10 protein-coding genes and 4 tRNA genes are annotated in these 12,539 nt (G+C 56.9%); 4 read left to right on the top strand and 10 right to left on the bottom strand.

What is annotated here, in order from left to right; all coding sequences use genetic code 11:
• The first annotated feature begins 288 nt into the window (after positions 1–288).
• From hemC to hemY, 4 genes are read left to right on the top strand one after another with little or no spacing between them, the layout of a single operon-like run.
• Positions 289–1,230 carry a hydroxymethylbilane synthase gene (hemC, locus tag CMQ96_RS25545; RefSeq protein ID WP_064342054.1) on the top strand — a complete coding sequence of 314 codons (942 nt, stop codon included), beginning with the start codon at positions 289–291 and terminating at the stop codon, positions 1,228–1,230.
• Positions 1,227–1,967: a uroporphyrinogen-III synthase gene (hemD, locus tag CMQ96_RS25540; protein ID WP_024360625.1), complete on the top strand. Its 741-nt coding sequence runs from the start codon at positions 1,227–1,229 to the stop codon at positions 1,965–1,967. Before hemC ends, hemD begins: the two co-directional genes overlap by 4 nt.
• A 21-nt stretch (positions 1,968–1,988) precedes the next feature.
• On the top strand, positions 1,989–3,158 hold the full coding sequence (gene hemX, locus CMQ96_RS25535; protein ID WP_098067522.1) for a uroporphyrinogen-III C-methyltransferase: 1,170 nt from the start codon (positions 1,989–1,991) through the stop codon (positions 3,156–3,158).
• Between the two features lie 3 nt (positions 3,159–3,161).
• Complete coding sequence (gene hemY / locus CMQ96_RS25530; RefSeq protein WP_004133271.1) at positions 3,162–4,358, top strand: protoheme IX biogenesis protein HemY; 1,197 nt, start codon at positions 3,162–3,164, stop codon at positions 4,356–4,358.
• A 459-nt stretch (positions 4,359–4,817) separates the two neighbouring features.
• On the opposite strand, the gene CMQ96_RS25525 is transcribed toward hemY, so the two are convergent.
• The 10 genes from CMQ96_RS25525 to rffA form a co-directional block, all read right to left on the bottom strand.
• Positions 4,818–4,894, bottom strand: a tRNA-Pro gene (locus tag CMQ96_RS25525).
• A 45-nt stretch (positions 4,895–4,939) separates the two neighbouring features.
• Positions 4,940–5,026, bottom strand: a tRNA-Leu gene (locus CMQ96_RS25520).
• Between the two features lie 22 nt (positions 5,027–5,048).
• A tRNA-His gene (locus tag CMQ96_RS25515) sits at positions 5,049–5,124 on the bottom strand.
• Positions 5,125–5,179: 55 nt separating this feature from the next.
• Positions 5,180–5,256: transfer RNA gene (locus CMQ96_RS25510), tRNA-Arg, on the bottom strand.
• Positions 5,257–5,358: 102 nt separating this feature from the next.
• Complete coding sequence (locus CMQ96_RS25505) at positions 5,359–6,744, bottom strand: amino acid permease (protein WP_004133272.1); 1,386 nt, start codon at positions 6,742–6,744, stop codon at positions 5,359–5,361.
• A gap of 240 nt (positions 6,745–6,984) precedes the next feature.
• Positions 6,985–7,725 (bottom strand): lipopolysaccharide N-acetylmannosaminouronosyltransferase, encoded by a 741-nt coding sequence (gene wecG, locus CMQ96_RS25500; RefSeq protein WP_004133273.1) that lies wholly within the window; start codon positions 7,723–7,725, stop codon positions 6,985–6,987.
• 11 nt (positions 7,726–7,736) lie between these two features.
• Positions 7,737–9,083 carry an ECA oligosaccharide polymerase gene (wzyE, locus tag CMQ96_RS25495; RefSeq protein ID WP_004133275.1) on the bottom strand — a complete coding sequence of 449 codons (1,347 nt, stop codon included), beginning with the start codon at positions 9,081–9,083 and terminating at the stop codon, positions 7,737–7,739.
• Positions 9,080–10,159: a TDP-N-acetylfucosamine:lipid II N-acetylfucosaminyltransferase gene (locus CMQ96_RS25490; protein ID WP_024360627.1), complete on the bottom strand. Its 1,080-nt coding sequence runs from the start codon at positions 10,157–10,159 to the stop codon at positions 9,080–9,082. The genes wzyE and CMQ96_RS25490 overlap by 4 nt, the downstream gene beginning before the upstream one ends.
• Entirely contained in the window at positions 10,156–11,406 is a 1,251-nt protein-coding gene (wzxE, locus tag CMQ96_RS25485; RefSeq protein ID WP_049086028.1) for a lipid III flippase WzxE, read from the bottom strand. The genes CMQ96_RS25490 and wzxE overlap by 4 nt, the downstream gene beginning before the upstream one ends.
• 1 nt (position 11,407) lies before the next feature.
• The gene (rffA, locus tag CMQ96_RS25480) at positions 11,408–12,538 is read right to left on the bottom strand and encodes a dTDP-4-amino-4,6-dideoxygalactose transaminase (protein ID WP_024360629.1); all 1,131 of its coding nucleotides are present in this window, start codon (positions 12,536–12,538) and stop codon (positions 11,408–11,410) included.
• Between the last annotated feature and the right edge of the window lies 1 nt (position 12,539).

The following is a 12,539-nucleotide window of genomic DNA, read 5'->3' as shown; positions in this document are numbered from 1 at the left end:
TCAACAAAAACCGTCACCATTCGTCGTCGGTGTGGTTGTGATGAGCTGCTGACTGACAAATGGTTTAAAACGTGATCAATCTAACACCTTGCTGATTGACCGTAAAGAAAGATGCGCTACATACAAGTGTAGCACCCTTTACTACGTGTAAATTCTTCACTACGTTTGCGGCAACCCGCAAACGCATGAAAGGCTAAAATGATGGCCGCGACCCTTACCCCCACAAAACTAACATCCCTAAGACAACAATGTTAGGATGGTTAGTGGTCGACTATGACGGTAACAAGCATGTTAGACAAAGTTTTGAGAATTGCCACACGGCAAAGCCCGCTTGCGCTATGGCAGGCACATTATGTGAAAGAGCGTCTGGAAGCCTGTCATCCGGGGCTTTCCGTTGAACTGGTGCCGATGGTCACCCGCGGCGACGTGATCCTTGATACGCCCCTTGCAAAAGTGGGCGGCAAGGGGCTCTTTGTGAAAGAGTTAGAGCTGGCGATGCTGGAAGGTCGCGCCGATATTGCCGTCCATTCCATGAAAGACGTGCCGGTGGAATTTCCCGCAGGACTGGGGCTGGTGACCATTTGTGAACGGGAAGATCCGCGCGATGCGTTTGTCTCGAATCACTACGCTTCCATTGATGAACTGCCGCACGGCAGCGTCGTAGGCACATCAAGTTTACGCCGCCAGTGTCAGCTGGCCGCAGCGCGGCCGGATCTCACCATCCGCTCCCTGCGAGGCAACGTTGGCACCCGTTTAAGCAAGCTCGATAGCGGCGAGTACGACGCGATCATTCTTGCCGCCGCAGGGCTTAAACGTCTGAATCTGGAAGCGCGTATTCGTCAACCGCTGTCACCGGAGCAATCTCTGCCCGCCGTCGGCCAGGGCGCTGTCGGCATTGAGTGTCGCCTTGACGACGAATGGACCAAAGCGCTGCTGGCCCCGCTGAACCATACGGAAACGGCCATACGCGTACGCGCTGAACGGGCGATGAACACCCGGCTTGAAGGCGGTTGCCAGGTGCCTATCGGCAGCTATGCCGAACTGATCGACGGTGAACTATGGCTGCGCGCGCTGGTTGGCGCGCCGGATGGCTCGCACACGGTACGCGGCGAGCGGCGCGGTCGTCCGGAAGATGCCGAAACGCTGGGCGTCTCCCTTGCCGAAGAACTCCTGGATAACGGCGCGCGCGACATTCTCGCCGTCGTTTACGCAGGAGAAGCGCCACGATGAGCATTCTGGTTACCCGTCCGCTGCCGCAAGGCGAAGAGTTAGTCAGCCGCCTGCGCGCGCTGGGACGCGTGGCCTGGAGCTTTCCGCTCATCGAGTTTACCCCAGGCCGACAGCTCCCTGAGCTGGGCAGCCAGTTGGCAAGCCTGGCGGCGGGCGATTTACTCTTCGCGCTATCCCAGCACGCCGTTGAGTTTTCCCACTCTCGCCTCCAGCAGCAGGGGCTGCGCTGGCCCGCTGCGCCCGACTATTTTGCCATTGGCCGCACCACCGCGCTGGCCCTGCATAAAGTCAGCAATCGACAAGTTCGCTACCCGTTAGATCGGGAAATCAGCGAAGTCTTGCTACAATTACCTGAATTACAAAACATTGCGGGGAAAAAAGCGCTCATCCTGCGCGGCAACGGCGGACGAGAATTACTCGGCGACACGCTTCGCGAACGCGGTGCCGATGTCACTTTTTGTGAATGTTATCAACGTAGTGCGAGGCACTATGATGGCGCAGAAGAAGCAATGCGCTGGCAGTCTCGCGGGGTTTCGACGCTGGTTATTACCAGCGGCGAGATGCTGCAGCAGCTCTGGATGCTAATACCACAGTGGTATCGCGAACGTTGGCTCCTGAGCTGTCGCATTTTAGTTGTCAGTGAACGTCTGGCCGAACAGGCCAGGGAATTGGGCTGGCAGGATATCCAGGTTGCCGATAGCGCCGACAACGATGCGCTGCTACGCGCATTACAATAACTCTCAACATTGGAAGCCATAATGACGGAACAACAGAATCAATCCGCCGTGGTTGAAGAGACCAGGGAGGCCGTGGACACGACGCCACAGCCAGAAAATAACGTAGAAAAGAAAAACGGCGGCAGTAAAACCAGCCTCGCTCTGAGCGCCATAGCTATCGCTATCGCCCTCGCCGCTGGCATAGGTCTTTATGGCTTGACGAAGACCCAGGCGGCCCGCCAGAGCGAAGCCAGCGCCGGGCTATCCAGCCAGATCGCCGCGCTGCAAAAAGCGCAGGAAAACCAAAAAAGCGAGCTTGAAGGCATCATTAAGCAGCAGGCCGACCAGCTGACGCAAGCGCAGCGTCAGCAGGATGCTCTGGCGAAGAAGCTGGAAGAAGTGCAGGAGAAGGTCGCGGTCATTTCCGGCAGCGACGCAAAAACCTGGCTGCTCGCGCAGGCTGATTTCCTCGTGAAGCTGGCCGGACGTAAGCTGTGGAGCGATCAGGACGTGACGACCGCCGCCGCGCTGCTGAAAAGCGCCGATGCCAGCCTGGCCGACATGAACGATCCAAGTCTGATTAGCGCCCGTCGCGCCATCACCGACGATATAGCCTCGCTCTCCGCCGTAAGTCAGGTGGACTATGACGGCATCATTCTGAAGGTTAACCAGCTCGCCAACCAGATCGATAATTTACGTCTGGCGGACAATAATGACGATGACACCCCGATGGATTCCGATAGCGATGAGCTGTCCAGCTCCATTAGCGAGTGGCGGGTAAACCTGCAAAAAAGCTGGCAGAACTTTATGGACAGCTTTATTACCGTTCGCCGCCGAGATGAGACCGCCGTGCCGCTGCTGGCACCAAACCAGGACGTCTACCTGCGCGAAAACATTCGCTCGCGTCTGCTGGTCGCGGCGCAGGCCGTTCCGCGTCATCAGGAAGAAACCTACAAACAGGCGCTGGATAACGTCTCAACCTGGGTTCGCGCCTACTACGATACTGAAGACGCGACCACTAAAGCCTTCCTTGAGGATGTGGATAAGCTCAGCCAGCAAAGCATCACCATGAACGTACCAGAGAGCCTGCAGAGCCAGGCGCTGCTTGAGAAGCTCATGCAGACGCGCGTTCGTAATCTGATGGCGCAGCCGGCTGAAACCCAACCCAGCGCACCGGCTCCAGCCCCTGTCCCTGCGCCACAAGGAGAGTAACGCATGTTGAAAATTCTCTTACTCTTCGCGCTGCTGCTTGCCGGGATCGTTGTTGGCCCGATGATCGCCGGTCATCAGGGCTACGTCTTGATCCAGACCGATAACTACAACATTGAAACCAGCGTCACCGGGCTAGCGATCATCATGATCCTCACCATGGTGGTGCTGTTTGCCATTGAGTGGCTGCTACGGCGTATTTTCCGCACCGGCGCGCATACCCGCGGCTGGTTCGTGGGCCGCAAACGTCGTCGCGCCCGTAAGCAAACCGAGCAGGCGCTGCTGAAGCTGGCGGAAGGCGATTATCAGCAGGTTGAGAAGCTGATGGCGAAAAATGCCGATCACGCTGAGCAGCCGGTTGTGAACTACCTGCTGGCGGCAGAAGCCGCTCAGCAGCGAGGGGATGAAGCTCGCGCCAACCAGCATCTGGAGCGCGCCACCGAGCTCGCCGGCGACGACCTGATTCCTGTCGAAATCACCCGCGTACGTCTGCAGCTGGCGCGTAATGAAAACCACGCCGCCCGCCACGGTATCGACAAGCTGCTGGAGATCACGCCGCGTCATCCGGAGGTCCTGCGCCTCGCCGAGCAGGCCTACATTCGTACCGGAGCCTGGAATTCGCTGCTGGATATCATTCCGTCAATGGCGAAAGCCGACGTCAGCGATGAAGAGCACCGCGCCGAACTGGAACAGCTGGCGTGGATTGGTCTGATGGATAAAACGCTGGCCGACGGCGGCAGCGAAGGTTTGCGCGGCTGGTGGAAAAACCAGAACCGTAAAACCCGCAGCCAGGTGGCGCTACAGGTGGCAATGGCGAATCGCCTTATCGAAAGCGACGACCATGATACCGCGCAGCAGATTATTATCGATGGTCTGAAAAAGCACTACGACGACCGTCTGGTCATGCCGATCCCGCGGCTGAAAACCAATAATCCGGAACAGCTGGAAAAAGTGCTGCGTCAGCAGATTAAAACGGTCGGCGACCGCCCGCTGCTGTGGAGTACGCTGGGACAATCGCTCATGCGCCACGGCGAGTGGCAGGAAGCCAGCATTGCGTTCCGCGCTGCGCTCAAGCAGCGCCCGGATGCGTTTGACTACGCGTGGCTGGCCGATACCCTCGACCGCCTGCATCAGCCGGAAGAAGCGGCGACGATGCGTCGCGACGGCCTGCTGTTAACCCTGCAAAACAACCCGCAGCAATAATGCGATTCTCGCCTCCGCCGGGGGCGAGAATCTCTTCTCTTCCCGCCTGAACGCTTTCCGATCCCTGAAAAGAAAAAAACGCCTGCTCTGAAACCAGAGCAGGCGTTAAAACAGGTCTGTTTGACAACAAATTGGGTGCTTCACTCAACGTAGTGTCCATGGTGTTTGATGAGGCTTGCGCGACATCTGTCAGTGGACGATAAGCACCGTAAACGGCTCTGCATCATTCCTGAGTTTATGAGGCACTAAGGCGAACATAAGAGATGGAATGAGCATCTACCCGGTTATTATCGCATAGGATCGGTAGAAAATGCATCTACCCGAACAGGGAATTGGGACTATTCTGGAGAATAAATAGCATTGTGATTAGCGGAATATTATTTGCGATATCAGGAAGATAAAAGAGTTTTTTTTGCAAAATCAGAAAACAAAAAACCCCGCCGAAGCGGGGTTCAAAATTGGTCGGCGAGAGAGGATTCGAACCTCCGACCCACTGGTCCCAAACCAGTTGCGCTACCAAGCTGCGCTACTCGCCGATGTACTGCTTTTTTGAATTTTTAGTTCAATTCTTTATAAAGTCGTGGTGCGAGGGGGGGGACTTGAACCCCCACGTCCGTAAGAACACTAACACCTGAAGCTAGCGCGTCTACCAATTCCGCCACCTTCGCAATATCACAACTTTCTAAATAATGGGGTGGCTAATGGGATTCGAACCCACGACAACTGGAATCACAATCCAGGGCTCTACCAACTGAGCTATAGCCACCACTGCAAATCTTTTACGCGGTATTGAAACCACCGCAGCTCCAGCACCGGGTAAATGGTGCGCCCGACAGGATTCGAACCTGAGACCTCTGCCTCCGGAGGGCAGCGCTCTATCCAGCTGAGCTACGGGCGCTTAGCGCCGTTGCGGGGTCGGATAATACGGACTTCCTACCCCGCTGTCTAGTGCCTTTTTAAAGAAAATTATCGTTTGCTCATGCTTTGTGCGTTTTGTTGCTTATTGCGCCACATTATCAACATTTCCGCGTCGACCAAGGCCAAATACCTTATAAATAAGCGTCACGGCGGCAAGGAAAATTATTCCGACAAAGAGCGACATACGCGTATCGTCGTTAAATCCCATACCTATTAGCACGCAAACCAGGAACGCCATGGTCAAATAGTTTGCCCACGGGAACAGCAGCGAGCGAAACGGATGGCTGGCCATGGCTTCTTTATGCACGAGACGAAAACGCAGCTGGCTAATCAGAATCACAAACCACGGTACCATGCCCGGCAGCACGCTGGCGCTGTAGACGTAGACGAAAACCCGCTGTGGATTAGGGATAATGTAGTTCAGGCACGAACCGACCAGCAGAATCAGGATCGATAGCGCCACGCCCGCCGAGGGTACGCCGTTGCGCGAGACTTTGGCGATGGCCGCAGGCAGCTGACGATTCCTTGCCAGCGCGTAGAGCATGCGTCCGCAGCTGTACATTCCGCTGTTACAGCCGGACAGCGCCGCCGTGAGTACTACAAAGTTAATAATACCTGCCGCCGCGGTGATGCCGATTTTGGCAAAGGTCAGCACGAACGGACTGCCGTTGGAGCCAATCTGATCCCACGGGAAAATAGTGACGATCACGAAAATCGCCCCCACGTAGAAAATCAGGATTCGCCACAGCACTTTGCCTACCGCGCTGCGCAGCGTGACCTGCGGGTTCTTCGCTTCACCGGCCGTAATGCCGATAAGCTCGACGCCCTGGTAGGAAGCGACCACGATACACAGCGCCGTCAGGAAACCCTTCCAGCCGCCGGCGAAGAAGCCACCGTGCTCGGTCAGATTGCCAAAGCCAATAGCGTGTCCGCCGTTGCCAAAGCCAAAGAAAATAACGCCCAGCCCCACCACGATCATCACAATAATGGTGGTGACCTTAATCATGGCGAACCAGAATTCAATTTCGCCGTACAGACGTACCGCCGCCAGATTCGCCAGCGCTACCAGCCCAACCGCGATAAGCGCCGGTATCCACTGCGCCATCTCCGGGAACCAGAACTGGACATAGACCCCGATCGCCGTAATCTCCGATATCCCGACCGCCATCCACATAAACCAGTAGGACCATGCGGTGAGATAGCCGAAAAACGGGCTCATATAGCGGTGGGCATAAACGGCGAACGAGCCGGTTACCGGTTCAAGGAACAGCATTTCGCCCATCGAACGCATGATAAAGAAGACAAAGAGCCCGGCAATAATATACGCCAGCAGAACCGAAGGTCCGGCCCACTTGAGCGTACTTGCCGCGCCCATAAATAACCCCACGCCAATCGTGCCGCCAAGGGCGATTAGCTCAATGTGTCGCGCCTCCAGTCCCCGCTGAAGTTCCGCTTTTTTCTCAGTCATATAACCTCTTGTGTTTGCCCTGCTCCGGGTTTAAGCGCATCCCAACCAGGATGTGTCTATACCGGTTATTTTTATGAATGAATAAAATGGAATAGCCCTGCCTGCGCGACGGTAAACTGACCGTCGCGTTTTAAGCATGCGAATGGTTAATGAATTTGAGGGAAATGGCAAATAAAGTATCAGGCGAGTGAAGACATTACACAGAATACCCAGGTAAACCCGCCCGCTTGCAGTGGAATGTCACAGCTTACCGGTGTAATACCAGCGTAAATAGCGCAGCAGGCGCGCCTGCCTTTTTATGCGGCTCGGCTGCGAAACCAGTCGATAGAACCACTCCAGACCCAGGTCCTGCCAGAACTTCGGCGCCCGCTGCACGTGGCCAGTAAAGACGTCGTAGGTACCGCCCACGCCCATATACAGCGCCTGCGGATAAACGTCCCGACAGTCGCGCATCAGGATTTCCTGACGCGGCGAGCCCATCGCCACCGTGACGATCTTCGCCCCGCTATCGCGGATACGCTCAAATAGCGCCTGACGCTGGTCAGCGGCAAAATAGCCGTCCTGGCTTCCAACGATATTCACATTCCAGCGCTGGCGAAGCTGCTGCTCCGTTTGCGCCAGTACCTCGGGCTTGCCGCCGATCAGAAATACCGGCGTTCCCTGAGCGCCTGCGCGCGCCATCAGGGCTTCCCATAAATCCGCGCCGGCGACGCGCGACACTTGCGACTGAGGATATTTTTTACGTAATGAGCGAACTACGCTGATGCCGTCAGCGTATTTGAATTCTGCGGCTTCGATCAGCGCCCGAACGTCGGGGCTGTCTTCTACCGCCAGCATCTTCTCTGCATTAATCGCCACCAGCGTCCCCGTACGGATCTCGCCGTCGGCGTACAGATAATCCAGAGCGTGTTGCATATCGCGCCAACCAATGAGTTGTAGCCCTCTCAGCAGATACAACGGCGCGGATGTGGTCTCAGTCATGTACACCCTTATCAGACTTGAGGTTGCGTCAGCGGTTTAGCCCGCTTGTGAATCAGCCCCACGCTATCCAGGAACCAGTACAGCAGTTTTGCCGCCAGCAGGCAGATCCCAAAGATGACGAGGAAAAAAACCACGCGGGAACCAAATGAATCCAGCCCTTCACGCGCCAGCACGATCATGTTGAAGATAGCGCCAAAACAGAAACTGTGCAGGATCGCCGCTTTATAGCGGTTCGTCTCCCGGTTGCCAAGCTCGTACAGCCAGTCAAACCATTTAATGATCAGCCCAACCGCTACCGCTCCCAGCGGCACGAACCAGACGCCTCCCATCACTACCAGCGAGCCAATCAGGGTCGGCGAAATCGCCAGGCCAGAATGGTTATTCAGCACGTCCCAGGTGAAATAGTTCGCGGTATTGAGCACCATTGTCGGCCGACCGTGCCACAACCAGCTGGGGATAAAGACATAGAAATCCCGGACGATGGGCGCCAGTCCCTGAAACTCAATCTTGTCGTAGTTTTGCAGCAGCAGGGCCAGGTTCTCCCACGGCGAGAAGGTGTCGCGGGTCAGATAGAGGAAAGTATAAAACGCCTCATCGCCGCTGACGTTCATACCGTAGCGTTTGAGCGCCAGCCAGAACATACCGACGATGCCCAGCACGCCCGCCGCCGCCAGCATCCACAGGCTGATCCAGCCGCGAATGATGCCGATAAACAGGAAAATGGCAAAAGCGATGATAATGTTCGCCCGGGTGCCGCCAACGATGGCGTAGGTCAGCAGGCCAAAGGCGACGGTGCTAACGAGGAAGAATATCCACGCTTTATAATCCTGACGCAGAAAATAGACCACCAGCATTGCCGGGATGAAAAAGTAGAAGAAGCGCTTTAGCGCCACGCCGGAAACTTCGCTGGAGAAGATCTGGCTATAGGAGTTGAGCTTGAATAGCAGAAAGCCGTTGTGCGCAAAGAAGATGCCGACGCAGAGCAGCGCCAGCCCCAGTAAAATGCCCCAGGTCAGATGGGTCTCCACGCGATTCATCGTAAACAGCGGACGATGCGAATGGCCGCGCGTCGCCGAGCGTAGCCGCGTTTTGTAGGTGGCATAGTAAACCGCATAAAAACAGACGGAAACCAACAGGGTTTGCAGCAGAATTTCCGGCGGGGCGACCGCGACGTCAAAGCGAAACACCAGAATACTGGTCAGCGGGAAGCCAAAGAAAAAGGTCAGCAGAAACAGCAGCGAGAAAAAAACGTTGAAGTTGAAGCGCACGCGACGAAATTCAAAGTACGTGGCGGTGGCGATAAAAAGCGTCGACAGCAGCCAGACCAGCAGCAGCCCGCTAAATTGCATTAATGTCATGCGTCCACCCCCGCGGCAATCCGCAACGCTCGTCGCCAGCCCGTCAGATAATTCGGACGGAAGAAGGCGATCTGATTTTTATCCACGCCGGCCAGCTGGCGCTGTGCTTCACGCACAACGCTCACGTCCAGCGCATCGCGGGTAAAGAGTACCGGAATATGCTGCTCCGACATATCCTGCCAGAAGGGATTATCCCGATTCAGCACGCAAGGGATCCCCGCCTGAATCAGCAGGCATAGCGTGCCGATACCCTGCTGGCGGGCAAACAGGAAGTAGCCCAGATCGCAGCGGCGCAGCAGCGCAAGATAATCATCAAACGCCAGCTTGTCGCTCAATACCTGGAGATGCTGTGGGCTGAACAGAGCCGCGCCGGCCTCGCGAACTTCGTTAATGTAGTCGCTATTATTGGCCGGATAGCCCATCGGCACGACAACGTTAACCGTATCGCCAAACTGCTGGCGAATCGCGCGCAGCGCCGCGATATGCTCGTTGCTGCGGTCGCCGGAATTACCCACCAGGATAGTCAGCGTGTCGCCGCGCGGGGCGCTATCGGCGAGCGAATTCAGCGCCGGATCCATGCGGGTCGGGAAGTAGAGCAGCTCACCCGGCACGCCCGAATGGCGGGCGGCGAACCAGCTCAGATCGCCGCGGGTAGCAAACACGCGCCCTACCCGGCCCTGCGCCATGCGCCGCAGGGGATAAAACAGACGAAACTTCAGGCTGGCGGAGTTCTCATACAGGTCCGCTCCCCAGATATGCCAGTTAAACTGCGCCGGGCGGATCCCGCCGCTGAGCAGCGCCAGCCACAGGCCGGTATTGAACTGGCCGTGAAAGAAAAAGCGCTGCTGCCGGTTCGCTTTTGCCAGCGCGATAACCGCCTGCGCCAGCGACTTTTTCCCCGGATAACAGCTGATGGAGAGCGCGGGATAGGCTGCGCGGATCCCTGTCTCCTCACCGACGACCATAAATATACGCGCCTGCTCGTCATCGACGGCCAGCTCATCATTAAAGAACCGCAGCACGGTCTGGTTGTGGTGCGGGATATCCGATCCCAGTACATGTATCAGTGCTGTCATGCCCGTTTACGCCAAAGTAAAAACACGCCGCTACAGAGAGCGAAATAAACAATATAAGTAGCCATATACGCCTGCGCCGCGCCGATTGCGCCATGCACCGGGATAAGCCAGTGCGAGAATGCGGTCAACAGCGCGAACTGGCTGATTTCCGTCAAAATATAAAAACGCAGCGAGGCTTTGGCGATCACCAGATAGCCATAGACGTACGCCCCCACCTTCAGTACATCGCCCACCAGTTGCCAGGCAAACAGGTCGCGCATCGCCGTGAAACGATCGGAAAAAAGTAGCCAGATAGCGAAATCGCGCAGCAGCCACACCGTTAAGCTTGCTGCCGCCACCGCCGGGAGAACAAATTTTAACGCTTTGCCAATTTCGCGGGTGATATCCGCTTTCGCCGTTAGCCGGGACAATGTCGGTAACAGATAAACGCTAAATGAGGCGGTAATAAACTGCAGATAGGCGTCGGAAATGCTGCTCACCCCTTGCCAGATCCCCACCGCGTCCCAACCATAATGGGCCGCCAGCAGGTTACGCATCATCACGTAGGCGACCGGCAGCGTCACCGAGGTAATCAGCGCCATCAGGGTAAATTTGGACAGCTGCCCCGCCAGGCCGTTGTCCCAACGCGGGCGCAGCGCGCTCAGCGGAATATTACCGCGTCGCCACAGTACGAAGGCCGCTGGCACCACCACCAGCGCGGGAACCAGCGCCAGTCCCAGCAATGCGCCCTGGTAGCCGCCGAAACGGTAGCAGGCATAGTACGCCGCCACGCCAATCAGGCTCCCGGCGATAAGCGACAGCGCATTGCCCGCCGCATCGCGAAAACCTTTCATCAGCGCTAACAGGAAATTCGCCCAGGCGATCCCCATCTGCACCAGGGCCACCAGCCGCACCAGGTTCTGATATTGCTGATGGCCGAACAGCCCCTGGCTAATTGGCGCGGCCGCCAGCAGGAAGATCAGCGCCAGCAGGGTGGAGAAACCCAGTACCATCGCCGAAGCGGTGCCAACGACGTTGTACAACTGCCGGCGATCGTCATGATGCTGGGCTACCAGCTTAGTGACGCCGTTAAATATCCCGGCCCCCGCCAGTACGCCAAGTACGGTCACCAGCTGGCGGAAGTTACCCGCCTGCCCTACCCCTGCCGGGCCGAACGACACGGCCAGCAGCTTAACCACCAGCAGACCGGCGCCGATTTTGACCAGCGTGGACGCCGCGGTCCACAGAGACGCTTTTGCCAGCGACATATCAGGAGAAATAGCTCAGCAGCGAGTTAATTACCGTGCGCTGGTTGACGTTCGACAGGTTGTAGAATAACGGCAGACGCAGCAGGCGTTCGCTCTCCTGAGTGGTGTAGCGATCCGTCCCGTGGAACTCGCCGAAGGTTTCTCCGGCCGGGCAGCTGTGCAGCGGGATATAGTGGAACACCGCCAGAATCTCCGCCTCTTTCAGCCAGGCGATCAGCTTGCTGCGATCGTCAATATCGCGCAGCTTGATATAGAACATGTGCGCATTTTGCCCGCAGTCGGCAGGAACGATCGGCAGATCGATACGTCCAGCCCGCGCCAGCGGCAGCAGGGCATCGTAGTAGTTCTGCCACAGCGCCAGGCGCTGCTGGTTAATCCGCTCCGCCGCTTCCAGTTGCGCCCACAGGTAGGCGGCCTGTAAATCGGACATCAGATAGCTGGAGCCGATATCGCGCCAGGTATATTTATCCACCAGACCACGGAAAAACTGGCTGCGGTTGGTGCCTTTTTCACGAATGATCTCTGCGCGCTCGATCAGCTTGCGATCGTTAATCAGCGTCGCGCCGCCTTCACCGCCCGCGGTGTAGTTTTTGGTTTCATGGAAGCTGAAGCAGCCAATATGGCCGATAGTGCCGAGCGCCCGACCTTTATAAGTCGACATCACGCCCTGAGCGGCATCCTCCACCACAAACAGATTATGCTTGCTGGCGATAGCCATAATGGTGTCCATCTCGCAGGCCACGCCGGCGTAGTGGACCGGCACAATCGCGCGGGTTTTCTCGGTAATGGCCGCTTCAATCAGCGTTTCATCAATATTCATGGTATCGCGACGAATATCAACGAAGACGATTTTCGCGCCGCGCAGCACAAAGGCGTTGGCGGTGGAGACGAAGGTATAACTCGGCATAATCACTTCATCGCCCGGCTGGATGTCCAGCAGCAGCGCTGCCATCTCCAGCGAAGCGGTGCAGGACGGCGTCAGCAGCGCTTTGGCGGTGCCGAAACGCTGCTCCATCCACTGCTGACAGCGGCGGGTAAAACCGCCATCGCCGCACAGCTTGCCGCTGCCCATCGCGGACTGCATATAATCAAGTTCGGTTCCCACCACCGGCGGCGCGTTAAATGGAATCATC

Origin of the sequence: Klebsiella sp. MBT K-1, assembly GCF_002556465.1 — a bacterium.
Classification (GTDB): domain Bacteria; phylum Pseudomonadota; class Gammaproteobacteria; order Enterobacterales; family Enterobacteriaceae; genus Klebsiella; species Klebsiella grimontii.
This window is presented reverse-complemented; position numbering and strand designations above follow the sequence as displayed.